We start from the raw sequence: 24,148 nt of genomic DNA, 5'->3' as shown, positions 1-24,148 counted from the left end.
ATAGCTTCTCCTATTTTCATGATTCTTCGACTTATCCTATTGGTTTCTTTGTTTTATTTATGATCCAAAAAACTAGCAACTTTCGTCGTAATCAAATCGATCGCTACGTGATTTTCGCCACCTTCTGGCACGATGATATCGGCGTAACGCTTAGTTGGTTCGATGAACTGATGATACATCGGTTTAACCACAGTCAAATATTGTTCGATCACGGAATCCAACGTTCTGCCACGTTCTTCCATATCTCGTTTGATTCTGCGGATGATACGGATATCATCGTCTGTATCTACATATACTTTGATATCCATCAAGTCACGTAGATTTTCATCTTCTAGAATCAAAATGCCTTCTAATATAATTACTTCTTTAGGCTCTTGGATGATTGTTGCTTGACTTCTTGTATGTGCAACATAATCATAAACTGGTTTTTCAATGGCGTTATAGTTCAGTAGTTCTTTCACGTGCTGAATCAGCAGATCATTATCAAAGGCAAAGGGATGATCATAATTCGTATTCAATCGTTCTTCAAAGCTCAAATGGCTTTGATCTTTATAATAAGAATCTTGTTCAAGCATCATGATGGAATGGTCTGGAAAATTATTGAAAATGGCACGACTTACGCTTGTTTTACCGCTTCCTGATCCACCCGTCACACCAATGATAATTGGCTTGCTTTTTGTCATTGACTAAAACCTCTTTCATATCCGTTTTTACATTCTTATCTATTATAGCGAAAATACACGAAAATGCTATATTTTTCTGAAAATTAATGCTTCTCGATTTCCAAAAGAGGATAAAGTTCTGCTAACGAATCAATCCGATAAGTCGGTACGATTTCTGGAATTTCCGGCAACCGATTTTTGTTAAACCAAATCGTATCAATTCCTGCCAAGTTCCCTCCTTTAATATCTGAGGTCAATGAATCGCCAATAATAACTGTTTTTTCTTTTTCGAATTGAGGAATCTGTGAAAAGACATGATCAAAAAATTCTTTCATTGGTTTTTGGGCGCCCACATCTTCTGAAACAAAAATTTTTTTGAAATAGCCCAACATTTTCGCATCAGTCAAACGTTGATATTGCGTTTTCGATACCCCGTTTGTCACAATATAAAGATCCGCTTGTGAAGATAACGTCTGAAGCAGTTCATGACTTCCCTCAATCAAATCATGCCCCTGATTCAAGTAATGTCTGTATCTTTTCTCCATAGCTAAACTATCAACTGTTTTACCAAATTGTTGAAATAGTAGTCCAAAACGACTCCCGGTAACCTCTTCTCTCGTCATATTCCCTTTTTCAAATTCACGCCATAAGTGATGATTTAATGCCTTATAACTTGTTTTCACTTCTGGTGTCAATTCAATTCCTTGCTCTGCAAATAATTCATTTAATGCTTTTGCTTCTGTCATCTGAAAATCAAGTAACGTATCGTCTACATCGAATAATAAAGTATGATAATTCATTTTTTTCTCTCCTATTTAAAATATATTTTCAATTGCTTTAATTCGGTTAATGTCAGTGAACGATAGGCACCTTCAGCAAGTTGCTCATCTAACTGCAAAGGTCCCATCATTAGTCGCTTTAGCTTTGTCACTTTTTTACCACGTGCAAGGAACATCTTTTTTACCTGATGAAATTTTCCTTCTTGTATCGTTACTCGTACTCGACTGCTGTTTTTGGATGTTTCCATGATTGTTAATTGTGCAGGTAAACAACGATAGCCACCCTCAAAAACAATTCCTGCTTGAAAAGCTTCGATATCTGAAGCTGTCACTTGTTCATTGATCTGCGCCTCATAAGTTTTGAAGACTTTTTTATCAGGCAGCAACATTTCATATCCCAACTGACCATTTGATGTCAGTAATAGTAGTCCTGTGGTATCACGATCCAAGCGTCCGACAGGATAGAGCGGCTTCGCTCGATCCGCTGAAGCAATCAAGTCTAACACGGTCATTTTTGTTTGGTCTTTAACTGCAGTCACAGCACCACTCGGTTTATTCAATAAGTAATAGACTTCGTTTGTCGTTAAACGCTTACCTGAGACTTCGATCTCATGAATCAAACTATCCACATTTCGGTTTTGGCAAAATTCGACACAACCATCAATTTTCACTTGTTTTGATGCAAATAAACGCTTCATCTCTTTTCGAGTCGTTTGTAAAGTTTCTTCAATTAATTTATCTAAACGCATGGTGCTTTCCTTTCTTAGCCTAACAAGCATTATAACCCGAAAGAGAGTAGATGCAAATAAGAAAGCCATTGTTATTCCTTGACTTAAATTCAGATTCGCGCTACGGTTAAAGAGTAAAGTGAATTGGATTTCTCATACACAGCGTAATGACCTGGTGGAGAAAAGTTGAATCCTGACTTTCTAAAGGTAGATGCGCGCATCTACCTTTTTGCGTTTTTTAAGCGCCCTAGCCAATAATGTGCACGAGAATAGCCGTCGAAAGTTCACTTAAATAAAATCTGTTGGTCTACGTTGCCGACAGTCACATTTTAAGGAGGAATTTTGGTTATGTCAGTATCATTAGAAGTAAGTAAGAGAGAAGTACGTCCCCGTTCATTGAGAAATAAATTGCGTCATGAAGGTAAAGTTCCAGCTATTGTTTATGGGTACAATGTTGAAAGTACTCCGATTGCTATTGATGGACAAATATTCAGTAAATTATTACGTGAAAATGGCGCAAATACAGTAATCACAATGACGATTGATGGAAAAAAAGTCAACACGTTGGTTCATAAAGTCCAAACGAATACCTTTACCAACCATTTTGAACATGTGGAATTTCTATCTGTGAACATGTCAGAAGAAACTGAAGTCGAAACTGAAATCGTTCTTGTTGGCGAAGCTGCAGGTGTAAAAGCTGGTGGTGTCTTAGCACAAAACCTTTACACTGTGATCGTCTCTGCTACACCAAGCAACTTACCAGAACGTATCGAAGTTGATGTAACAAACCTAAATCTAGGCGATGCAATCACAGTAGCCGATCTACCTGAAAACAACGATTATAAAGTCGTTTCTGATGGTGAAGAACAAATTGCTGCAGTAGCAGCTCCAACTGAGGAAGCTGAAACTACTGATGAAGAAAGCGAACCAGAAGTTATTGGTTCAACGGAAGAATAACAAGTGACTTGTTCGTGTCAAAAGCGTTGGCAACCTTCGCTTTTGGCACGTTTTTTTCTCTCCTTAAAAAAAACTTATACTTTGAAAAAAAGTACACGATTTTTGTTGCATTTTTAAAAAAAGTCTATTAGAATGAACCATCGTTACAGTAAATCGTTTATCCTAAATGAAGAAATAAAACATGTCTATTCGATAAAACGAAGGAGGTTAAACAGATGTTTGAAAGTTTTGACAGTAGTCGTAACCGGTATGCCTCTGTAGGTGTTGTATCAAGTTTACCAGATGAACTGATTGATAGTATCTGGTTTATTATTGACCTAGACCTTAAGGGAGTCATCCCCTTAGATAATATGTTAGCCTTTGATTTAATCGACAATAATGGAAAAGTAACTATGCATTTTTCGCAAGCTGGTAGTGATGTTGAGATGGGAATCGATTTACCGTTTCACTATTCATCAAGTTTTCCAAGCCAAGTATATGCTTATGATGATGGTACTAGAGAAACCATTCTTTTACCCAGCGAGATAAGACAGTATTAAGGTTCACAACCATTCGTTGTCCCTTTTGATTTGTACGCCCAGGCCAAGTAGTTGATCCTTTGAATTTATTCTTTGCGTTTCATTCTTTGAATTTATTCAGCGATTCAATTCTTGGCTTGTTTTATGATGCACATCATTGAAAATATCTTTGAAAATGAATCTGCAATACATTGAAAGTTATCAAAATTATTTCATTTTTACCTAGTAATCTCAGGATAAACACTATATACTACTAACTAAATTTTATAGACAATAAGGAGTTTAAAAAATGCGCGATTTAACAAAAGGAAGTCCAGCTAAACTAATCTTAATGTTCACCGTTCCTTTACTTATTGGTAATGTCTTTCAGCAATTTTACAACATGGTCGACATGATCATCGTTGGTCAAACATTAGGGAAAAATGCGCTGGCTGCTGTTGGTGCAACCGGAAGCTTGACCTTTTTAATCCTTGGCTTCGCTCAAGGTCTTACTGCTGGATTAGCGATCATTACAGCTCAGCGTTATGGTGCAAAAGATTATCGTGGTCTTAAGAAAAGTTTTGCTGCAAGTGTTGTTATCAGTTTGGTTGTCACTATTGCATTAACCGTCCTTAGTTTAGTATTTATTCGTCCGATGCTGCAATTGATGCAAACGCCCGTTGAGATTATTGACCAAGCACAAACGTTCATTTCAATCATCTTACTAGGGATTTTCGCATCTATGAGTTTTAACTTGCTTTCAAATGTTATTCGCGCGCTTGGAGATAGCCGGACACCACTTTTCTTTTTGATTATTGCAGTGGTTGTCAACGTTGTGCTTGATTTGATTTTCATCATTTCTTTTGGAATGGGTGTCGAAGGCGCAGCAATTGCAACGGTTATTGCCCAAGTTTGCTCAAGCCTACTATGTTTAGTTTATATCAAGAAAAAAATTCCTTTGTTGCAATTACGTAAAAAAGATTTTCACTTTGATAAAGAAGAGATTCGTGTTCATTTAAACGCTGCTCTTCCAATGGCTTTTCAATCATCCATCATCGCCATTGGCGCCATCGTCCTTCAAGCTGCGTTGAACAGTTTAGGAACAGATGTCGTAGCCGCTCAAGCAGCAGCCAGCAGAATTGACCAATTTGCTAACCAACCAATGATGTCCTTTGGGATTGCTATTGCAACATTTACTGCTCAAAATTATGGTGCAAAAGAATATGGTCGAATTTTAAAAGGTGTTAAGCAAACACTTATGATGAGTATTGGCTTTAGTGTTGTTGCAGGTGCGATCGTGATTTTCTTCGGTCATTCACTTATGCAGTTGTTTGTTTCACCGACAGAGACTCGTGTCTTTGAATTAGCTCAAACTTACTTCAACATCAATGGTTCCTTATATTGGATCTTAGCGATTTTATTTATCTTACGTTACACACTACAAGGACTTGGCCAAAGTAAGATTCCAACACTCGCAGGAATGATGGAATTAGTCATGCGTTCATTTGCAGCAATCATTTTAACTGGTTTACTTGGTTATACGGGTGCTGCAGCTGCTTCACCACTTGCTTGGGCAGGATCTGTCGCTGTTCTACTATACTCTTACTTGCGTTCAATGAAACAACTTAAATCTTTCGAGAATGAACAACAATACGCTATGGATGATCCTGAGATCCAGTACAATAGTATCCAATAAAAGAAAAAAAGACATTTCTCTCATCGATCAGATAAGCAGAAATGTCTTTTTTATTAGCAATTTACATGATGTTCCGTTCAAAAAACGAAGGAGTCTGGTTAGATGATTTTAGCGATCAATTATTATATATGATCATTTTTACGAGTATTTTCATCCGTATCTTCTACTCGAACGTCTCCTTTTGTATCAATATCCAACTCTTCACGACTTACTTCTTCCGTCACTTGTTTCATATCTTCATGCTCTTTTTTGTGAATACCTACCTCTTCACGTACTACTGTATGTTTATTGACATCAATTTGTTCTTCTTTAAGAGGAATTGTAATCGTTTCGTCTTCCAAAGAATCATCTGAAATATTCTCGCTTGCTTCAGCATTTACTGGTTTTCTTTCGATAACGATTTCTTCACGCTTCACAGGGACTTCCACTGTTTTAGTATCATTAACAACGTGTTTATGGATATCAACTTCCCCAGTTGTCACGTCATGGGTATTGACATCTAACTGTTCTTCTTTGAGTTGAATATTTTCATTATTTGTATTTAGTGTATCCGTTGGATCGGGCATATTTTGAGTCCGATCGTTTTCAACAACTGCTTCATTTGGCGCTTTGTAATCTTTAACCGTAATCACTATTTTCCCAGCGGCAATATCCTCTTTGTATGAATACAATGGATCATCGTTAACAGAATCATCCGCTTTTTCTGTATACGAATCTTCCTCATAGGTGTTAGAAGTGAACGTATCTTTGATCCGTTCCCATAGCGAGCGTTCTTCATGCGTGCCTTCAACCTCATCCACATTCGTTTCTACATCAATTCCTGATAAACCAGAAAAACCAAAATTTTGAGCAGCATCTTTTGTCGTATAGATAATGATATCGTCTCGATCGTATCCTTCATCACGCAATTGTTCGATCACTGATAAAGCTTCTTCCCTCGTACTGTAACTACCAATAACTGTTAGATTTCTTTCATTCATGTGAATCCCTCCTGTTAATAGTATGTCTGTATTTAGTGATTCCGCTTACAGATCTATTCTATCGGATATTTTTTTTTAGAACAAATATATGGTTTACAAAGTAAAAAAGATGCCAATCCATTCAGCTAAGTCGAATGGATTGGCATCAGTTCTATCGTTTAAAATCTTATGATCAAGAGATCCGTCCACCAAAATGAGTAGGAAGCTTCCGACTAAGGGACAAAAAGAAAGTATAAACATCGGTTTATTCGTTTTTGGTAGTGGTTAGAATGTTTTGTCTTACTTCTCTCATTTTTTTTGATCGTGAAATGTAGGATTTTGTTTATCCCAGATTCTTCATTCTGTTTTATTCGAATCGATACTGTTTTCTGCTATTTCTTGTTTTTTGATTTTAAAATAGTCCACATGTGTATGGTTATATTCTAACACCGTAAATTGAAAAGAATCAATTTGGATCACTGTACCTGTCTTGATGTTTTTTTCATGGTTCGACATAAATCCAGATAGTGTGATAAAAGTAGACTCTTCAAATTCAGGGATCGTAACGTGGAAATAACGACCAAAATCATCTAACGTCAATTTTCCTGAAACAATATAGCTCCCATCTGCTTGTTTCGCTATCAATGCTTCATCCAAATCCGTTTCATCCCGAATTTCCCCCACGATTTCTTCTAAAATATCTTCAATCGTCACTAAACCACTCGTTCCTCCGTACTCATCTTTTAAAATAGCAATATGTTTTCCTTTTTTACGCATGATCGTCAACAGTTTTTTGATGGGGATCATTTCCGAAGTAACGATTGGTTCTTCCACCAACTCATCCACTGTTAATTGATCGTCTTTAAACGACTGCTTAATCAAATCTGGTAAAGTAACATAACCAAGGACGTGATCCTTTGACCCAGAAATAACGGGGTAGCGGGTATGACCTCTTTGAATAGAAGCTTGAATCGCATCTTTCACTGTCTCACCAGCTTCAAAAACCTGCATAGAGGTACGATCCACTTGGATATCTTTTGCCAACGTATCATCAAATTCAAAGACATTTTCTAAATAATAGTACTCTTCTTTCGTCAACTCTCCTTTTTCATAAGAATTCATAGCCACTAACGTCAATTCTTCTTGAGATAATGTCTCTTCTCCTTCTGAAACTAATTTCACGCCTAATACTTTTCCTAAAGCCGCAGCAGAATGATTCAACACCCAAATAAAAGGAAACATTGCTTTATAAAAATAATGCAACGGACGTACAACAAATAAGACCACTTGCTCTGTATTCACGATACTATAACTTTTAGGTAAAAGTTCTCCGATCACCACATCGATATATGTCACCAAAATAAACCCTAATGCGACAGAAATCGTTCCGCTCAATGCTGAGCTAAACGGCAATCGACCGATCCAAGGCTCTAGTAACGCCGCCACTGAGCCTTCGCCAACCCAACCAATGATCAACCCAGTCAAGGTAATTCCTAATTGACTAGCCGACAAGTAGTTATCCAAATGATGCGTGACATGTAATGCTAATTTGGCATTCTTTACATTTTCTCTTTCTAATTGTTCTAAGCGTGAACGTCTGATTTTAACTAATGCAAATTCACTAGCTACAAAAAAAGAAGTCACCGCAATCATCAAAAATAATATGGCAAAATTAAGTACCATAACTTCCCACCTCTCTTCTCTCCCCTATTGTACCTCTTTTCGAAAAATAATTTAAATCAACGATCCACGATTGCATTGAGTTTCTTTAGAAAGTATCTTGACCCACAAAACTCTTTTAACTTAGCAAGCTTTGTCAAGCTTTTATCCAAAACTAAAATTTCATATAGCCGAAAAAAGAAGACTCTTTGTCTGATCGATTCCTTTACAATAGTTCTAGTAAAAAAATCAAAAGGAGATTATCTTATGCCCCTTAGTCAAGTTCTGAAAGAACACAAGTTAATGAAAGTATCAGAAAATAGTATTCACTTGTGGAATCGAATGTTGAAAATTCACGGCTTAAGCCAAACCTTAGCCTATTTAACTACATTTAATTATGAAACTGAAAGTATCAAAAATATTATAAACAACCTTCATTTGCCAGCAGGAACAGATAAAGAACAGATTGAAACCTTGTTAAATGTTCTGGGCAAAACGGTGGTGGAATCAGGTTTTTCATCTGATCAGGAGTTACTAACCACAATTGACCAGTGGAACGCAATGCTTAAACTAAACGGTGCTGATGAAACCTTCGCTTTTCTAGCTACCTGTAACTATAATGATTCAATGATCAAATTTATCATAGCGAATCTTTACTTACCAGAAACGATAAATCCAGTCATTGAATCAGATAAAATCATTACGGCAGAGCGATCAACTATCACTTCAGATTTTCAATCCAACCAAGAACTACTAAATACGATTGACCAGTGGAACACGAGGTGTAAAGAACGTGGCCCAAACGAATGCTTAGCATCTTTGTCTAAATTAAACTATAAAGCCAGAAGTATTAAATTTATTATGGCTAACCTCCAGTTACCAAAAACAATGGACCGATTAGCCAACACACAAAAAATAGTTGAAGCAAACAAAATGAATATAATATCGAATTTCAATCAAAAAATAAAAATAATCGCAAAAAAAAAAAACGTTACACAGCCTAAACCACATCATTAATAACCTTGAATTACCAAAGTTGGATGCTGAAATACTAAGAAAAAAAATCATTCTAAAAACTCAAAAAGTAATCGAAATTGGTGTTAAAAAACACCTCGCTAAGATGAATTTCGCATATAAAAAGACGCAAACCCAAGTTTACATAAAGCAAATGCAACAAGAACCAAATGAAATTGACATCTACCTAGGAAAATCTCACCTAAAAGATTTAAAAAGAAAAGCAATCAATAGTATTTCAAATAAACATCTAAGCGAGCCTAAAAAAGCTAAACTCTCTTTGCAACGCTAAATAGCCCAAAAACAATGGGAGAAACATTCCAAGAAATGTCTCTTCCATTGAATACTTTATTCGCTAAAGTTTAACTTTTCCGTTCTTTTAACCACGTTTTTCTTGTTACACCAATTAGTAACGGTACTGTTTCATGCTTTACTTCACTATACTCCAAGCCAAACCAAGTTTCTGGCGTGGTCGCAATTTTTTTAATTGCAAGTTTTGCTTGCATGATTTGTCGTTCCCATTTGCTGAGAGTCGTCACATTTGAGATCACTTCATCAATCAAGATAAATTGGAAATCACCGACTTCTCTTCCCGGAGTTAACGAGTAAGTCTGCGGTTGTTTTGGTAATCTTCCTTGTTTCATCAAATCATGAATGATTTGACGAACATAGACATTGATTTCTTGTTGTACTCTGAATCCTAAGAAGAGATTCACTTGTACGACAAAATCAGTATCCATCATATCGATTTGGTATTCTTTCGTATAAGGTTCATCCGTCACTTCCACATGTACGAACCAATATACACGTGCTCTTTTTGGTCGTTTGTCCAGAATCGAGTAGACAAATTGTCTACCAACTTTTCCTTCGGCCATATCTGGTACTAAGAACACCACATTAGTTTGATAAAGTGGCAATGAGTGATCATCTCTTAATTCCGCTAATTGTGGAATGTAATCTTTTAATGCCACATCTTCCGCAGCAGACTCACGGATGATATTTCCTTGTTCCCAAATAAACATGACAGCTAAAATAATGATCGCCATCAACACCGCAACAAACCCTCCGTGGAAAAACTTCACGATACTTGAGATGAAAAAGATGATCTCGATCGCACCAAAAAAGAAAGACACAATCCAGGCGAACCATTTGGAATAGTTGCTTTGGATCAAATAGAAATAAAGAAGTACCGTCGTCATCAACATCGTGACAGTAATTGAAAGTCCATAGGCTGCTTCCATATGATGTGATGTTCGGAAAGTAACCACGATCAACGAACAAGCCAACCATAAAATCAAATTAACCGCGGGAATATACATCTGACCGATACTGTTTCCTGGATACATGATTTTCAAGCGTGGTAAGAGTTTTAACTTAATCGCCTCTGATACCAATGTAAATGATCCAGTAATCAAAGCCTGTGAAGCAATGACCGCAGCGATCGTAGCAAACCCAACGCCAATAATCAACCAACCTTTAGGTAACATTTGGAAAAATGGATTGAGATTATTGATTTGTTGCACCTCTTGATTTTGATAAATATTCAGTAACCAAGCCGCTTGTCCGAAGTAATTCAATACTAAGCAAAGTTTAACGTAAGGCCAACTTAAACGGATATTTAATTTCCCCACATGCCCCAAGTCAGAATACAATGCTTCCGCCCCTGTCGTAGCCAGAAAGATGTTTCCTAAAATAAAGAGACCTAATCGATTGTCTGGACTAAAAAGTAGGCGAATCGCGTAGTAGGGGTTCAACGCTCGGATCACCGTCCAGTCTTGGCTGAAATTTATTAAACCCATCACACCTAAAAAAGTAAACCATAAAAACATGATCGGGCCAAACGCTTTTCCTACTATCTCGGTACCGAATCGTTGAACCATAAATAATACGAAAATGATGACTAATGTAATAATGACAATAATATTTTGATTGTTACCGAATCGATCAAAAAATTGTGGGATACCTCTTAACCCCTCGATTGCTGTCGTGACAGTCACCGCTGGGGTCAATACTCCATCAGCAAGTAGAGCAGCTCCACCGATCATTGCTGGTACGATCAAGTATTTACTCCCTTTCCTGACTAGTGTATATAAAGAAAAAATCCCACCCTCACCGTGGTTATCGGCATTTAACGCAATCACCACATACTTGATTGTGGTAAGTAATGTTAGTGTCCAAAAAATCAATGACACCGAACCAAGGACAAATTCAGGATTGATGCCTCGTAGTCCTCCGTTATCTTCTACGATGGCCTTCATTACATATAGTGGACTCGTTCCAATATCTCCGTAAACTACGCCCATCGCAACTAATAGACCAGCCATTGAAATTTTTTTAGTGTTGTGTTTTGTTGTCAATTGTCCCCCTCTTTTCTACTTTCGTTCACTATCGTATTTTCTTCACAAATCATTGATCTTTTATTTCATGTGATTTACTTAACTAGAGACCCCTACGAAGTGTCAAATCATTATACAAGATTTCATTTAGTAATGTCGACGGATATAGTCTGCTAAAAATGAATACACACCGAGACAAAAAAGAGCTCCTAGCAATGAAGGGATGAGGTAGAATCCTTTGATCGAGGGACCTAATTCACCAAGAACAAATTCTCCTAACCAGCTTCCTAAAAAACCGATCACTACATTTCCAGTGACACCGCCAGGTACATCCTCATTTAAGATCAATCCAGCGAACAGACCTAAAACGCCACCAACGATCAAAGTCAGAAAAAAATAAAGCATCTCGTTCCCTCCTTAAAAAATACACCTTTATTTTACGTTATTTTGAAAATTAGACCAAAGATTATGAATAGCTTTTATCCAAGTAAACTTTCCATAGGGATTTTAGCTATAAAAAGAAGGAGTAAGACATTGTCTCACTCCTTCTTTTTCAATGTAGCAAAAACAAGTATTTTTCACTGGCGTAGGCATTTCAACCCTCAGATTACTCTTTTTGCTATTTTATCGCTTAAACGATTATTTTGTTTCTTTTTCAGAACCATCTTCTGTTAACATCGCTTTTCTAGAAAGATTTACGCGACCTTGTTTGTCAATCTCAGTTACTTTGACAAGGACTTCATCACCCAATTTGACTACATCTTCTACTTTATTGACACGGTCATTTGAAAGTTGAGAGATGTGAACCAATCCGTCTTTTCCTTTGATCAAGTTAACGAAAGCACCAAATTTTTCAATACGAACTACTTTTCCTAGATAAACCTCACCGACTTTTACTTCTTTGGTTAAGTCTTCAATGATCTTGATTGCTTTTTGGATCATTTCTTTATCAGATGAAGCAATACTTACTTTACCATCTTGATCGATATCGATTTTCACACCAGTTTCTTCAATGATACCATTGATTGTGTCGCCACCTTTACCGATCACATCTTTGATCTTCGCAGGGTCGATTTGGATCATTTCGATTTTCGGTGCATATGGGCTTAATTCTTCACGAGGTGCTGCAATCGTTGAAGTCAATTCTTCTAAGATTTCCATACGTGCTTGTTTTGCTTGGGCTAGCGCTTCTTTTAGGATTTGTTCCGTAATCCCTTGGATCTTAATATCCATTTGTAGAGCAGTTATCCCGTCTTTAGTTCCAGCCACTTTAAAGTCCATATCTCCCAGATGATCTTCTAATCCTTGAATATCTGTTAAAATCGTATAGTTTTCGCCATCTGAAACAAGTCCCATTGCAATCCCTGCAACTGGTGCTTTGATTGGCACACCGGCATCCATCAATGCTAATGTCCCAGCACAGATACTTGCTTGTGAAGAAGAACCATTCGATTCTAAAACTTCTGCCACTAAACGGATTGTATAAGGGAAATCTTCTTCTGAAGGAATCACTTGTGCTAGCGCACGTTCGCCTAAAGCACCATGTCCGATTTCACGACGACCAGGTGATCCCGCACGCCCTGTTGAACCAACAGAAAATTGTGGGAAGTTGTAATGGTGGATGAATCGTTTGCTAACTTCTACTCCCAGTCCATCAATAATTTGGTGTTCACCTAGTGGCGCAAGGGTACAAGCAGATAATGCTTGAGTTTGTCCTCGAGTAAACAAACCTGAACCATGAACCCGTGGCAACAAGCTTACTTCTGAAGCTAGTGGACGGATTTCGTCCAATTTACGCCCATCAGGACGAATCTTGTCGATCGTGATCAATTCACGAACTACATCTTTTTCTAAGTCCTCAGTAATTTGTTTTACTTCTTTTAGTAATTGATCTTCCTCTTCATGCCCGATAAATTTTTCGGCATAAGCTTCACGAATATCGATTTTTACTTGTTCGATATTGTCTTCACGAGCTAGTTTTTCTTCTGTCATAACAGCCGTTTTCATCGTAGCATAAGAAGCATCAAAGATTTCTTTTTTCAAATCTGCATCTACTTGTAACAAAGAAACTTCCATTTTCTCTTTGCCGACAGCTTGGACGATTTCTTCTTGGAAAGCAACTAATTCTTTGATTGCATCAAAACCAAATAGTAATGCTCCAAGCATATCTTCTTCAGAAACTTCTTTCGCACCACTTTCAACCATGTTGATTGCTTGTTTTGTACCTGCAACACTTAGTTCAATATCTGTTTGTTCCGCTTGTTCAACTGTTGGATTCAAGACATATTCGCCATTCACACGGCCGACTTCGACACCAGCAATTGGTCCATCAAATGGAATATCTGAAATTGATAATGCTAAAGAAGAACCTAGCATTGCAGCCATCGCAGGTGAACAATCTGTTTCAACACTCATCACGATGTTGGTTACTTGAACTTCGTTACGGAAGCCATCCGCAAACATTGGGCGGATCGGACGGTCGATCAAGCGAGCCGTTAAAGTTGCTTCTGTACTTGGACGACCTTCACGCTTGATAAATCCTCCAGGAATTTTACCGGCAGCATACATCTTTTCTTCATAGTTGATCGTCAACGGGAAGAAGTCAGTATCTTTTGCTTCTTTTGAAGCAACTGCCGCACTTAAAACTACAGTATCTCCATAGCGAACTAAAACTGCTCCGTTCGCTTGTTTTGCTAATTGACCGACTTCGATTTGTAAGGGACGGCCTCCCCATGTCGTTTTGAATATTTGTTTTTCTGACATAATTACTCCTTTTCTTTCTCGTGAAAGCAAGACGCTACTAAACAAATGAAAACCGCCAAACGTCGCTTATCCAGCTTTCATTTGGTTAGTAGGAGTCTATCATGCTTTTTTCGAGAATGGTTGTATTAGGTATTACAGTAAAAAAAGTGAGATTCATTTGAACCCCACTCTTTTTGTCAAAATTAACGGCGTAGACCTAAGCGTTTGATCAATTCGCGGTAACGTTGTACATCAGTCTTACGTAGGTAAGCTAACAAGTTACGACGGTGACCAACTTTTTTCATTAGGCCACGGTATGAATGATGATCTTTTTTATGCATACGTGCATGTTCATTCAAGTGGTTGATTTCTTCCGTTAATACAGCGATTTGTACTTCTGGAGAACCAGTATCCCCTTCATGGCGTGCATAGTCTTTGATGATTTCATTTTTACGTTCTTTTGAAATTGCCATTTCTTTCACCTCTTTCGATTATTCCCCTGTGACTGAGTAAAACGTTGGTGATTCGCTTAACCAAGTAACAGGCGATATGCCTTACGCATACAGCTATACTTTACCTGAATCTACGGGAGAAATCAAGTGAAGAATCATTAAGAAAATTTAGTTTTTAAACAAACTTTCTCCTACTTTTTAAATTTTATGTTAAACTATAATGCGAAAATAGACGTATAACTGTCTAAAAAGAAAGGGGTACATATTCCATGATCACAATGGATAATATCATCCGCGAAGGAAATCCTACTTTGCGGGAAGTAGCTGAAGAAGTTGCTCTCCCATTAAGCAAAGAAAATATCGACCTAGGAAAAGAAATGCTCGAATTCCTGAAAAATAGCCAAGATCCAATCAAAGCGGAAGAATTAAACTTACGTGGAGGGGTTGGTTTAGCTGCTCCTCAATTAGATATTTCTAAACGCATCATTGCTGTACACGTGCCAAGCCCTGATCCAGAAGTAACAGAACCCACGCTAAGTACGGTAATGTATAATCCAAAAATCCTTAGTCACTCAGTTCAAGATGCTTGCCTTGGCGAAGGAGAAGGCTGTTTATCTGTTGACCGAGAAGTACCTGGCTACGTAGTCCGCCACGCTAAAATCACGGTTTCTTATACAGATATGAATGGCGAGAAACATAAAATCCGCTTGAAAAATTATGAAGCAATCGTTGTCCAACACGAAATTGATCATATCAACGGCGTGATGTTCTACGACCATATCAACGAAAAGAATCCATTTGCCCTTAAAGAAGGCGTATTGGTGATTGAATAAAAATGATTGAAAGTTGTATTTCAATCTAAATGATTCGTAAGAAATTGAACTAAAAAGCAACATCTTCGGAAATCGCTACTCATTTTTTCGAAGATGTTGCTTTTTGACGTGGGGAGCCCCACTCCTTTTTTATATTACTAAGAATCAGCGATGTGTTCGTTGTCCATTAAACTGGTTTCTGTCTTTACTATGTCTATTTTCTCCCAACTTTTCTTCTTGTCGTTCAAGTTTACCTCCCGCTCTAGTTGTGCCTTCTACTATCTTTTTCTGCCCTAGATTCTCTGGAGATGGGCTTAACGTCAGATTCTTTTCCAACTCCAATAGGTCTATCTTGTTTGTTTTTGCCCAACGTTTTATTTCACCAATCATTTCCATCCATTTGTCTAACTGTTGTTCTCCGTTCTGTTGCGCATAGCATTGATTCTCTCGCTGAGCACGAAGTTGCTGAGTCAAGATTTTTAATTGATCTTTGCGTTCTCCTATTAGCTCATCTTTTTGCATTAATTGATTTTTAGTAATTTCTGTCTCTAATTCAGAATTTGATACTTTTAATTTATTGATTCCAACTTTAATTTTTTCAATTTGACCTTCTATTTTTTTTAATACATGTACTATTTCTGGAGTAGTTTTGCATTTTATATTTTCAATTATTGTTTCTGCTTCAGATCGTAACGCAAGATCTTTCTCGCATCTTTTTCTAGCCATCAAATTAAAGAGCGTGGCATTATTACTCGGCAATTGTTTTATTTTATCCTCAACTGTATTTTTATCATATAGATAAGGTTGTATCAGAACAGCCTGCGACTTGTATATTTCCACCACGAAACTTTTCCACTTCTCTAATTCTTTTTTTGCAGAATCTAGGTCCCGCCAGTCAAATTCAGAAGAGTTTAATTCGATTTCTTGTAGTTTTGTTTGTATTTTAACTATTCGTTCTGCCACTGCTCTTAAAAATGCATTTATTTCTGAAACAGGTCGCTTATTCACCTCATCTTGTAATTTATCTGCTTGTGCTCTAAATTCTAGATCCTCTTGACAAATGGTAAGATTCTTTTTTAAGAGAGCCTTTGTACGCCCACTTCTATCGAAATCCGATCCCCAGTTTTCATCGAACCAACTGATCGTTTGTTCAACGGTGCTTTGTTCGTATAAAAAGGGGAATTCTATTATATTTCTTTTCCGCTTTTCCAACATTTCAATACTCTTTAATTCAGATAGCAACTTTATTGTACCCCTTCCAAAAACTAGCTTGTTGTTCCAGTACTTTATCTCCAGAATTCTTTGTCTTTCATTCGATGATTCGCTGTTCTGCTATATTTGCATATTCAGCAAGCTTTTATTTCGATAGATAACTAATATCTTTCTGTGCATAATTTTTCATAGACAAGCGTTGAGATTGTTCTTTTATTAGCTTAGATTGAGCATCCTCCCCTTTATTTAGGAGGCTTATTTCAGTCTGATTTTTATTTGAACATGCATTGAATGTTGCTATTCGTAAGTTAGCTTGCTTTAAATTTACGCTAATTTCATCATCCAAAAAGCGAATCACGTTTCCAAACTGATAAATCCATCCTATCATGCGCTTCAACTCCTATATTTTATTTATGTCACGAATACTTCTGTAAAAAAGTAGAATCAAAAAATAAATTCAGCTGCAAAACTTCCTATTGTCCCATTTTACTTAAAAAATGAAACTAGTTTCTTCCTTCTTTTTCCCAAAAATAAAATAACTGGTACGATTCGTAAATGGATAAATCATACCAGTTATTTATTATTTAATGTTCTTATATATTCAGCCCAGGCAACTCTTTTCCTCGCTAAGCCGTTCTTTGTTTCATTAGTTTCAAGTACGTAAACTCTTGTACTACAATATTATTCTCTTAGTGTAACGATCTTACCTTAACCATTTCAGATATCATGACCGACTTTGATCCGGTTGGCCTACTTGTTGCATTATCTTGGGCTTCTTTGGATCTGGTTCTGCTTTTTGTGGTGAAGAGTTTACCCTTTTAGATAAAGGATTTTGTCTTGTATTTTTTACCTGTTGTACCTCTTCCATGCTTTTTAATGTCTGTTGTGGTTGTTTTTTTAATTCGTTGATTTTTCCAATAGTTTCCTCAATAGCATACTTCTTATTTTTTAATAACTTAATCGATAGTACCATTGCGGAAGTATGTGTGCTTACATCTTTTTCGTATTTTTGAACGAATTGATTCGCCTCAAAATTTTCTTCTAATTTTTGATTGATTAAAGACGAAACGGGGTTTTCGATTCCACTTGCCTTGTCTGATTCATTGAATTCTTTGCTCATTTCCTCAATAAGCTGATTCTTCTGATTTTTTACGTACTCACTCACTTTTTTTCCTGATTCTGTCAGTTCCTTTCCTTGAGTTTCTCGAATCACTTCGTCAAATATGAAAATTTCTCCTATCTTTTGTTTGAGTAAAGACGTATTTTCAATTCCACTTGGTTCTATTGGATTATTTGGTGAATTTACTTCTTTTTTGTCCTTATTTTTTGACCTTCTCATTAGTTTATTGAACATTACCTTTAGCAATGAAGGCTTTTTATTTGTATTTCTTACCTTTTTCATCTCTTTCATGTTACTTGATGCCTGTTGTGTTTGTTCTTTTTTTGATTCGTGGAGGTTTCTGCTATTTTCCTTAATATACTGTTCCTTTCGATTTATTAAGATCGCAATCAGTGATTCTCCTGATCCTATCAGTTCCTTTGTTCTTACCATTTCTTGAGTTTCTCGAATCACTTCGTCAAATATAAAAATTCCTTCTATGTTTTCTTGGATGTTTGCTGTGACTTTAGCCTTTTCACCATTTCCTTGTACTGTTTTGCTAGTTGATTTATCCATTTGTTTTAGCTCCTTTACTTTAGTATGTAGAAAAATAGTACCTGAATAATTCATATTCAATGTTATTGCAACTTATATTACTATCTTGACTTCTTTTGATCTGGTTCTGCTTTTTGTGGTGAAGAGTTTGCCCTTTTAGATAAAGGATTTTGTCTTGTGTTTTTTACCTTTTGTATTTCTTTTATGCTTCTTAATGTCTGTTTTGATTGTTCTTTTGTTAATTTGTTGAATTCTTCGCTAACTTCCTTAATTAATTGATCCATAAGCTTATCCTTCGAATTTTCTAAGTTCTCAATCATTGATTTCTTTGACTTACTATCTATTTCTGTTGTGTCATGTATTTCCAGAATACGCTTGTTCAATAGGAAAGTTTCTTCTAACTTTTGATTGATGAAAGTCGGAATTGGATTGACTATTCCACTTGTTTTGTTTAACTCGTTGAATTTGTTACTAATTTCCTCAATATTCTGATTCTGATTTTTTTTACAGAGGCTAATGAAGCTTTGTTTTGTTGCTAATTCTTGTTCTAATTTTTGTTCTAATTTTTGTTCTAATTTTTGTTCTAATTTTTGTTCTACTTCTTGAATTCCCCATTGTAAAGTGAAAATTTCTTCTATTTTTTGCTGGATAAAAGGCATATTGGAATTTACTTCTTTTTGGTCTTTCACTTCTGCGTTTTCTTGGATGTTTGCTGTGACTTTAGCCTTTTCACCATTTCCTTGTACTGTTTTGCTAGTGAATTTATCCATTTGGTTTAACTCCTTTACTTTAGTATGTATTAAAAACATCTATTGCTAAACTTGGTTCCCACTATTTTTTTATTATGTAGAAGAATAGTGCTTGAATTATTCATATTCCGTATTATTGTAATTTATAAATAAAATAGTCGAACGCTTATTTTTTCAAAAAAATAAAATAACTGGTACGATTCATAAATGGACAAATCATACCAGTTATTCACTATTTAATGTTCTTATATATTCATCCCAGACTACTCTGCTCTTCATTAGCCTTCATAGAGAATTCCTGCTTTTATCAACTGTTGCTTAATCGTTCTCAACACATTAGTATCTGGATAACGGATGGTATGCAGATGAATCCCATCGGTCAGCTCAGATAACAACGTAGCATTACTTTTTTTATAGCGTTTCATAAACAATTCAATTTCTTGAGTTGTTTGGATATGAAGCATGCCTGTCAACTCACCATATAAGGGATGTTCTACAATGACATCTAAAACTTCGCCACCAGCTTCAACGATCAAGCGCAACTCTTCTTCTGTTTGCTCACGACCATGTTGGACAGCAATCTTGCTCACTAAGCCGTTCTGTGTTTCATTGGTTTCAAGAACGTAACCTCTTGCCGTTGCAATAATAGTCGCACCTGATGCCCTCAACAACGCAATATCTCCGACAATGATTTGACGGCTCACTTGAAAACGTGAAGCGAATTTGCTGGCACTGACCGGTTTTTCTTCATTTGCCAGGGTATGCAGAATCTCTTTGCGCCGTGCTTCTCCATCAATCATCCACTTTCTCCCCATTCAATTCATTTTGATAATCACGAGAATGTTTCATAAGATCGATATATGTCGCTGTGATCGTTTCTTTATATTTCGTATTTTCTAACCGACTAGCGATTTTTTCTAATACTTCTTGCTCCCTTTTTTCGTCATAGACTGCTTTTTTCGATGCTTGTTTGGTTTCGCCAATTTTCGTTACCGTGTCCATACGTTTTTCTAGTAATTTGACGATTTGTTGATCAATCTGATCGATTGTTTGACGTAAATCTTCAAGTTTTTCTGGTTGTTGATCTTCTAATATTTTTTTGATTACTCGAGCAGGATTACCTGCAATCACTACATTATCAGGAAAAGATTTAGTTACAACAGAACCCGCTCCAACTACGACATTGTTTCCTAACGTAACACCTGGCGTAACAATCACACCACCACCAAGCCAGACATTATGACCAATTTTGATTGGTTTCGCATATTCTAAGCCACTATTTCTTTTCACTGGATGAAGTGGATGAGTGGCTGTATAAAGTTGAACATTTGGAGCAAACATGCAATTGTCGCCGATTTCGATCGTACTTACATCTAAAAATGTACAGTTGTAGTTCGCATAGAAGTTTTCACCTACACGAATATTGTAACCATAATCAAAATTGATCGTTGGCTCCATGTAGATTTTTTCTCCCGTTTTTCCAAAGGTTTCTTTTAGTAATTGAGAACGTAGCTCTGCTGTTTCTGCTTGGTTGATGATCGTACTTTGGCTTCTTGCGTATTGACGATCCGCTACTAATTCCGGATCATTAGCAAAATATAATTCGCCAGCAATCATTTTTTCTTTTTCTGTTCTAATGGTCATAATTTGCTCCTTTTGATAATTTTTCAAATACTATAGCACCGTCCGTTTGCAGAAAATCATATTCTTGGTCTAACTGGATTGGCTCTTGGTTGATTACTAAGATTTGAGACTTCGTATTACGAAATTGGATTAAGTCACAAAACGGGTGTACTTGAAAACTCGTTCCGACGATGACGATCAACTCTGCTTGTTGAACAGCCGATGTTGCTCGCTCTATGACTTCATCATTAAATCCCTCCCCATACAACACGATATCTGGTCGAATTTGTCCCCCACATGTTGCATGTTGATCTGTTTGTAAATAGGTTTCCCAAGAAACGGTGTTCCCACATTTCCTACAATAGCAATGATAAAGATTTCCGTGAAAATTCACAAGTTTTGGACTTCCCGCTTTTTCATGTAATCCATCGATATTTTGGGAAACTACCCAAACTTGCTTTTTTGAGGCTAACTTTGCCATTTCTAAGTGAATAATATTTGGTCTTGCTGTTGGATGATAGATTTTTTTCACAAATGAATAAAATTTTTGTGGCTCATTGTTCATTGCTTCATGACTTAGAAGGTATTCGGGTTGTTCCAATCCATGATAGATTCCTTTTAACGATCGATAGTCGGGAATACCAGAAGGCGTTGATACCCCAGCGCCAGTTAGGAAAGTGATTTTTGAACTAGTGGCTATTGTTGCTACCGCTTCTTCAACGGTTACTTTTTTCATTTCCTTTCACCTCTCTCTTATTATACATCTATCTTTCGTTTATTGATTGATCGTACTTTTTATTCAAACGATTTCATTTTTTGAGAAACATCTCACAATATAGACTGACAAACCAATGAAAACGTGCTACAATACTGCTAGATTCTTCGGTATGATCATCACTATTGCTATCTAATAGTACGATAAACCAAGCATATAGAACAAAAGTGAGGTGAGTTGGTATGGTACCATCCATTATTTACTGGGGCGTGATTTTAGCTTGTATCGCCTGGTTAGCATTAAGTATTTATTTTTCAATTTTTTACCTTGCTCGTAAAGAAAATGGAAATCTTTGGGCATTTGCATTTTTCAATGTACTTGCTGCGATCGTTTTAGCGATTACCTTAGTTATTTTCCGAACATGGGGTTGGGGAATCACTCAATATTCAAGTCTGATTTATCTAATATTGGCTATTTATGGCGTAACGATTATTCTTCAAGCAATCTTAGGTCGTGAAAAAAAAGTAGTTAGTAAAACAGCATAATATACAGAAAGTCAGGATCGAAAATGATTGATTGGGTCAGCTATTGCTAAGCAGCTCATCTTTTCGACTGCTTTATTTTATATAATAAGTAGGAATTAGGACACTTAAATAGATTCGTGTCCTAATTTTTATTTATTTAATGAATAATTATTCTTTTACAACTCTCGCTCTTTTTGAATATCATTTTTCTTATTTTTTGTATAATTATAGAAATTTTCTATAGATATCAATACTTCACAAGAAAACTTCTGTTATAGATTGACAAAGTGCTTTGTCTATCGTAAACTATTTTTTGTATAAATAACTGAATACGAGATACCTCAATCAATGAGGTAGAGGTCGCGAGAATCATTAACCCTGTGGAGTGAAGCAAACACCGTGAAGCAGGACTAGGGAAGATCGCCGAAATGTACTCTTCTTTGCTTGAAGTTTACGTTGGGACACAAGTTAAGAGCTTGTGGACTGTCTTAGCAGTGATGCTAAGTTGCGCTATGTTTTGTGAGAGGTTTATCACTTTTGTGAAATGTTAGCGACCCTTTTATATTCTTGAAGCGGTCGTTTTTTATTTCTCCTGATAAGCTACTGCAACGCATTTGTTTAACCGCTCGTAAAAAAATTATGCGTAAACAGTTAATTTGATAAGTACGTCTATCTGACAGTAAAATTAAGTTAGCTGAAACGGAACTTCGCCCGTTTCATTCCTGATGAAATCGTCGAGCCGTATGTGTAAAAAGAAAAGGAGAAAGATTATGAAAAAAAGTTCAGTTACACTTACCCTATTGATGGCATTTATTTTTTCATTCTTCACTGTAGGAAGTTTCGTGAATGCCGATGAGAAAACACCAACAGATGAGTTCCGTGTAGGTATGGAAGCGGGGTATGCCCCTTTCAACTGGTCACAGCAAACAGATGCCAACAACGCTGTACCGATCCAAGGTCAAAAAAGCTATGCTGGTGGTTATGACGTCCAAATTGCCAAAAAAGTTGCGGATGGATTAGGGAAAAAATTAGTCATCATGCAAACCAAATGGGATGGATTAGCCCCTGCGTTACAATCTGGCAAAATCGATGCGATCATTGCTGGGATGAGCCCCACAGCAGAACGTAAAAAAGAAATTGATTTTACCGATCCTTATTATGAATCACAACTTGTTGTAGTCGTCAAAAAAGATAGTAAATATGCCAATGCAAAAAGTTTGGCGGATCTATCAAATGCTAAGATTACTGCTCAATTGAATACTTTCCATTATAATGTCATCGATCAAATTCCTGATGTGCAAAAGCAACAAGCAATGGATAACTTCTCTGCGATGCGTACCGCTCTTGCTTCAGGTATGATTGATGGTTATGTCAGCGAACGACCTGAAGGGGTAACAGCAACTAGCGTCAATAAAGATTTAAAAATGTTAGAATTTACTGGTCAGAATGGTTTTCAAACAAATCCTGAAGATGTCCAAATCGCTATTGGAATGCGTAAAGGTGACCCAGATATCCAAAAAGTTAACCAAATTCTTAGCGGTATCTCTCAAAAAGAACGTACAGAAATTATGGATCAAGCAATCAAAGATCAACCCGCTTCAACAAATACAGAGGGAGAAAAAGCTGGTTTGTTCACTGATTTCAAAACGATTTGGGATCAATATGGGAATATGTTCCTTCGTGGTGCAGGACTTACGTTATTTATTGCATTGATTGGGACAGTTATTGGAACTACCTTAGGCTTGTTGATCGGTGTTTTCCGTTCTATTCCTGAGTCTGACAATGCCGTGACACGTTTCTTCCAAAAGTTAGCAAATTTACTACTATCGATTTATATTGAAATATTCCGTGGAACACCAATGATGGTTCAAGCTATGGTCGTCTTTTACGGATTAGCATTAGCCTTTGGAATCTCCCTTGATCGTACGATTGCTGCCTTATTCATTGTATCGATCAATACTGGTGCTTATATGACTGAAATCGTCCGTGGTGGTATTTTCGCTGTCGATGAAGGACAATTTGAAGCAGCGCAAGCAATTGGTATGACACATGGACAAACAATGCGAAAAGTAGTTGTTCCTCAGGTCTTACGTAACATCTTACCTGCGACCGGGAATGAATTTGTTATCAATATCAAAGATACAGCAGTCTTAAGTGTTATTGGTGTAGCTGATCTATTCTTCCAAGGGAACTCTGCTGCAGGAGCAAACTTCCAATTCTTCCAAACATTTACAATCGTAGGTATCATTTACTTGGTTATGACCTTTACGATTACCAGAATCTTGCGTGTAGTGGAGAAAAAAATCGATGGTCCTTCAGCCTATACAAAAATTGAAGAAGTTGACAACGCCAACTTGCAGGAATAAGGAGGAAGAATC

24 protein-coding genes and 1 riboswitch are annotated in these 24,148 nt (G+C 36.7%); of the genes, 8 read left to right on the top strand and 16 right to left on the bottom strand.

The features are described 5' to 3' along the window. Window positions 1–53 precede the first annotated feature (53 nt). The 3 genes from udk to IGK21_RS00925 all read right to left on the bottom strand — a co-directional run bounded on the left by udk (window position 54) and on the right by IGK21_RS00925 (window position 2,190). Complete coding sequence (gene udk, locus IGK21_RS00935; protein ID WP_010720341.1) at window positions 54–683, bottom strand: uridine kinase; 630 nt, start codon at window positions 681–683, stop codon at window positions 54–56. 83 nt (window positions 684–766) lie between these two features. After that, entirely contained in the window at window positions 767–1,462 is a 696-nt protein-coding gene (locus tag IGK21_RS00930) for a YjjG family noncanonical pyrimidine nucleotidase (RefSeq protein ID WP_010720342.1), read from the bottom strand. An 11-nt stretch (window positions 1,463–1,473) separates the two neighbouring features. Further along, complete coding sequence (locus tag IGK21_RS00925; RefSeq protein ID WP_181914760.1) at window positions 1,474–2,190, bottom strand: 16S rRNA pseudouridine(516) synthase; 717 nt, start codon at window positions 2,188–2,190, stop codon at window positions 1,474–1,476. Window positions 2,191–2,517: 327 nt separating this feature from the next. Here IGK21_RS00925 and IGK21_RS00920 point away from each other — a divergent pair, with 327 nt between their 5' ends. The 3 genes from IGK21_RS00920 to IGK21_RS00910 all read left to right on the top strand — a co-directional run bounded on the left by IGK21_RS00920 (window position 2,518) and on the right by IGK21_RS00910 (window position 5,319). Then, window positions 2,518–3,126, top strand: coding sequence for a 50S ribosomal protein L25/general stress protein Ctc (locus IGK21_RS00920; RefSeq protein ID WP_010736853.1), 609 nt, complete (start codon window positions 2,518–2,520; stop codon window positions 3,124–3,126). A gap of 215 nt (window positions 3,127–3,341) precedes the next feature. Next, on the top strand, window positions 3,342–3,665 hold the full coding sequence (locus IGK21_RS00915; protein ID WP_010720345.1) for a DUF960 domain-containing protein: 324 nt from the start codon (window positions 3,342–3,344) through the stop codon (window positions 3,663–3,665). 268 nt (window positions 3,666–3,933) lie between these two features. Next, complete coding sequence (locus IGK21_RS00910) at window positions 3,934–5,319, top strand: MATE family efflux transporter (protein ID WP_063626437.1); 1,386 nt, start codon at window positions 3,934–3,936, stop codon at window positions 5,317–5,319. A 122-nt stretch (window positions 5,320–5,441) separates the two neighbouring features. Here IGK21_RS00910 and IGK21_RS00905 read toward each other — a convergent pair whose 3' ends face one another. Both IGK21_RS00905 and IGK21_RS00900 read right to left on the bottom strand, forming a co-directional pair. Next, window positions 5,442–6,299: a DUF2382 domain-containing protein gene (locus IGK21_RS00905; protein ID WP_181914759.1), complete on the bottom strand. Its 858-nt coding sequence runs from the start codon at window positions 6,297–6,299 to the stop codon at window positions 5,442–5,444. A gap of 336 nt (window positions 6,300–6,635) precedes the next feature. After that, complete coding sequence (locus IGK21_RS00900) at window positions 6,636–7,961, bottom strand: hemolysin family protein (protein WP_088775177.1); 1,326 nt, start codon at window positions 7,959–7,961, stop codon at window positions 6,636–6,638. 243 nt (window positions 7,962–8,204) lie between these two features. Here IGK21_RS00900 and IGK21_RS00895 point away from each other — a divergent pair, with 243 nt between their 5' ends. Together IGK21_RS00895 and IGK21_RS00890 are read left to right on the top strand one after the other, a co-directional pair. Then, window positions 8,205–8,954 (top strand): hypothetical protein, encoded by a 750-nt coding sequence (locus tag IGK21_RS00895; protein WP_051641765.1) that lies wholly within the window; start codon window positions 8,205–8,207, stop codon window positions 8,952–8,954. Window positions 8,955–8,973: 19 nt separating this feature from the next. Continuing rightward, window positions 8,974–9,243: a hypothetical protein gene (locus tag IGK21_RS00890; protein ID WP_051641764.1), complete on the top strand. Its 270-nt coding sequence runs from the start codon at window positions 8,974–8,976 to the stop codon at window positions 9,241–9,243. A gap of 70 nt (window positions 9,244–9,313) precedes the next feature. Here the strand turns inward: IGK21_RS00890 and IGK21_RS00885 are convergent, their stop codons facing one another. From IGK21_RS00885 to rpsO, 4 genes are all read right to left on the bottom strand, one after another. Further along, the gene (locus tag IGK21_RS00885) at window positions 9,314–11,308 is read right to left on the bottom strand and encodes a KUP/HAK/KT family potassium transporter (RefSeq protein WP_034698703.1); all 1,995 of its coding nucleotides are present in this window, start codon (window positions 11,306–11,308) and stop codon (window positions 9,314–9,316) included. 126 nt (window positions 11,309–11,434) lie between these two features. Next, window positions 11,435–11,692 carry a GlsB/YeaQ/YmgE family stress response membrane protein gene (locus IGK21_RS00880; RefSeq protein WP_010720351.1) on the bottom strand — a complete coding sequence of 86 codons (258 nt, stop codon included), beginning with the start codon at window positions 11,690–11,692 and terminating at the stop codon, window positions 11,435–11,437. A 234-nt stretch (window positions 11,693–11,926) separates the two neighbouring features. Then, on the bottom strand, window positions 11,927–14,050 hold the full coding sequence (pnp, locus tag IGK21_RS00875) for a polyribonucleotide nucleotidyltransferase (protein WP_063626433.1): 2,124 nt from the start codon (window positions 14,048–14,050) through the stop codon (window positions 11,927–11,929). A 182-nt stretch (window positions 14,051–14,232) separates the two neighbouring features. Next, window positions 14,233–14,502 (bottom strand): 30S ribosomal protein S15, encoded by a 270-nt coding sequence (gene rpsO / locus IGK21_RS00870; protein WP_010720353.1) that lies wholly within the window; start codon window positions 14,500–14,502, stop codon window positions 14,233–14,235. A gap of 248 nt (window positions 14,503–14,750) precedes the next feature. Between rpsO and def the strand changes: the two genes are divergently transcribed. Beyond that, complete coding sequence (gene def / locus IGK21_RS00865; protein WP_010720354.1) at window positions 14,751–15,314, top strand: peptide deformylase; 564 nt, start codon at window positions 14,751–14,753, stop codon at window positions 15,312–15,314. 144 nt (window positions 15,315–15,458) lie between these two features. Here the strand turns inward: def and IGK21_RS00860 are convergent, their stop codons facing one another. The 7 genes from IGK21_RS00860 to IGK21_RS00830 form a co-directional block, all read right to left on the bottom strand. Next, on the bottom strand, window positions 15,459–16,535 hold the full coding sequence (locus IGK21_RS00860; protein ID WP_232622352.1) for a hypothetical protein: 1,077 nt from the start codon (window positions 16,533–16,535) through the stop codon (window positions 15,459–15,461). Window positions 16,536–16,650: 115 nt separating this feature from the next. After that, on the bottom strand, window positions 16,651–16,893 hold the full coding sequence (locus IGK21_RS00855) for a hypothetical protein (RefSeq protein WP_232622351.1): 243 nt from the start codon (window positions 16,891–16,893) through the stop codon (window positions 16,651–16,653). Between the two features lie 336 nt (window positions 16,894–17,229). After that, a complete protein-coding gene (locus tag IGK21_RS00850; RefSeq protein WP_181914758.1) occupies window positions 17,230–18,180 on the bottom strand; it encodes a hypothetical protein in 951 nt (316 codons plus the stop codon). 80 nt (window positions 18,181–18,260) lie between these two features. After that, complete coding sequence (locus tag IGK21_RS00845; RefSeq protein WP_438718771.1) at window positions 18,261–18,929, bottom strand: hypothetical protein; 669 nt, start codon at window positions 18,927–18,929, stop codon at window positions 18,261–18,263. Window positions 18,930–19,186: 257 nt separating this feature from the next. Continuing rightward, the gene (locus IGK21_RS00840) at window positions 19,187–19,708 is read right to left on the bottom strand and encodes a transcription repressor NadR (protein WP_034698694.1); all 522 of its coding nucleotides are present in this window, start codon (window positions 19,706–19,708) and stop codon (window positions 19,187–19,189) included. Beyond that, window positions 19,701–20,552 (bottom strand): chorismate mutase, encoded by an 852-nt coding sequence (locus tag IGK21_RS00835; RefSeq protein ID WP_081204151.1) that lies wholly within the window; start codon window positions 20,550–20,552, stop codon window positions 19,701–19,703. The genes IGK21_RS00840 and IGK21_RS00835 overlap by 8 nt, the downstream gene beginning before the upstream one ends. Continuing rightward, on the bottom strand, window positions 20,542–21,267 hold the full coding sequence (locus IGK21_RS00830) for an NAD-dependent protein deacylase (RefSeq protein ID WP_010736844.1): 726 nt from the start codon (window positions 21,265–21,267) through the stop codon (window positions 20,542–20,544). Before IGK21_RS00830 ends, IGK21_RS00835 begins: the two co-directional genes overlap by 11 nt. A 221-nt stretch (window positions 21,268–21,488) precedes the next feature. On the opposite strand from IGK21_RS00830, the gene IGK21_RS00825 reads away from it, so the two are divergent. Further along, complete coding sequence (locus tag IGK21_RS00825; protein ID WP_010736843.1) at window positions 21,489–21,791, top strand: hypothetical protein; 303 nt, start codon at window positions 21,489–21,491, stop codon at window positions 21,789–21,791. A gap of 325 nt (window positions 21,792–22,116) precedes the next feature. Further along, window positions 22,117–22,291: riboswitch (Lysine riboswitch) on the top strand. 249 nt (window positions 22,292–22,540) lie between these two features. Next, window positions 22,541–24,136 carry an ABC transporter permease subunit gene (locus IGK21_RS00820; protein ID WP_010720364.1) on the top strand — a complete coding sequence of 532 codons (1,596 nt, stop codon included), beginning with the start codon at window positions 22,541–22,543 and terminating at the stop codon, window positions 24,134–24,136. The last annotated feature ends 12 nt before the right edge of the window (window positions 24,137–24,148 follow it).

It is taken from the genome of Enterococcus sp. DIV1421a (assembly GCF_051711025.1).
In the GTDB taxonomy this organism is placed as follows: domain Bacteria; phylum Bacillota; class Bacilli; order Lactobacillales; family Enterococcaceae; genus Enterococcus_B; species Enterococcus_B hirae.
This window is presented reverse-complemented; position numbering and strand designations above follow the sequence as displayed.

Coding starts and splice junctions, on each gene's coding strand:
- udk (WP_010720341.1), bottom strand. CDS start 683: ATGACAAAAAGCAAGCCAATTATCATTGGTGTGACGGGTGGATCAGGA.
- IGK21_RS00930 (WP_010720342.1), bottom strand. CDS start 1,462: ATGAATTATCATACTTTATTATTCGATGTAGACGATACGTTACTTGAT.
- IGK21_RS00925 (WP_181914760.1), bottom strand. CDS start 2,190: ATGCGTTTAGATAAATTAATTGAAGAAACTTTACAAACGACTCGAAAA.
- IGK21_RS00920 (WP_010736853.1), top strand. CDS start 2,518: ATGTCAGTATCATTAGAAGTAAGTAAGAGAGAAGTACGTCCCCGTTCA.
- IGK21_RS00915 (WP_010720345.1), top strand. CDS start 3,342: ATGTTTGAAAGTTTTGACAGTAGTCGTAACCGGTATGCCTCTGTAGGT.
- IGK21_RS00910 (WP_063626437.1), top strand. CDS start 3,934: ATGCGCGATTTAACAAAAGGAAGTCCAGCTAAACTAATCTTAATGTTC.
- IGK21_RS00905 (WP_181914759.1), bottom strand. CDS start 6,299: ATGAATGAAAGAAATCTAACAGTTATTGGTAGTTACAGTACGAGGGAA.
- IGK21_RS00900 (WP_088775177.1), bottom strand. CDS start 7,961: ATGGTACTTAATTTTGCCATATTATTTTTGATGATTGCGGTGACTTCT.
- IGK21_RS00895 (WP_051641765.1), top strand. CDS start 8,205: ATGCCCCTTAGTCAAGTTCTGAAAGAACACAAGTTAATGAAAGTATCA.
- IGK21_RS00880 (WP_010720351.1), bottom strand. CDS start 11,692: ATGCTTTATTTTTTTCTGACTTTGATCGTTGGTGGCGTTTTAGGTCTG.
- pnp (WP_063626433.1), bottom strand. CDS start 14,050: ATGTCAGAAAAACAAATATTCAAAACGACATGGGGAGGCCGTCCCTTA.
- rpsO (WP_010720353.1), bottom strand. CDS start 14,502: ATGGCAATTTCAAAAGAACGTAAAAATGAAATCATCAAAGACTATGCA.
- def (WP_010720354.1), top strand. CDS start 14,751: ATGATCACAATGGATAATATCATCCGCGAAGGAAATCCTACTTTGCGG.
- IGK21_RS00855 (WP_232622351.1), bottom strand. CDS start 16,893: ATGATAGGATGGATTTATCAGTTTGGAAACGTGATTCGCTTTTTGGAT.
- IGK21_RS00850 (WP_181914758.1), bottom strand. CDS start 18,180: ATGGATAAATCAACTAGCAAAACAGTACAAGGAAATGGTGAAAAGGCT.
- IGK21_RS00845 (WP_438718771.1), bottom strand. CDS start 18,929: ATGGATAAATTCACTAGCAAAACAGTACAAGGAAATGGTGAAAAGGCT.
- IGK21_RS00840 (WP_034698694.1), bottom strand. CDS start 19,708: ATGATTGATGGAGAAGCACGGCGCAAAGAGATTCTGCATACCCTGGCA.
- IGK21_RS00835 (WP_081204151.1), bottom strand. CDS start 20,552: ATGACCATTAGAACAGAAAAAGAAAAAATGATTGCTGGCGAATTATAT.
- IGK21_RS00830 (WP_010736844.1), bottom strand. CDS start 21,267: ATGAAAAAAGTAACCGTTGAAGAAGCGGTAGCAACAATAGCCACTAGT.
- IGK21_RS00825 (WP_010736843.1), top strand. CDS start 21,489: ATGGTACCATCCATTATTTACTGGGGCGTGATTTTAGCTTGTATCGCC.
- IGK21_RS00820 (WP_010720364.1), top strand. CDS start 22,541: ATGAAAAAAAGTTCAGTTACACTTACCCTATTGATGGCATTTATTTTT.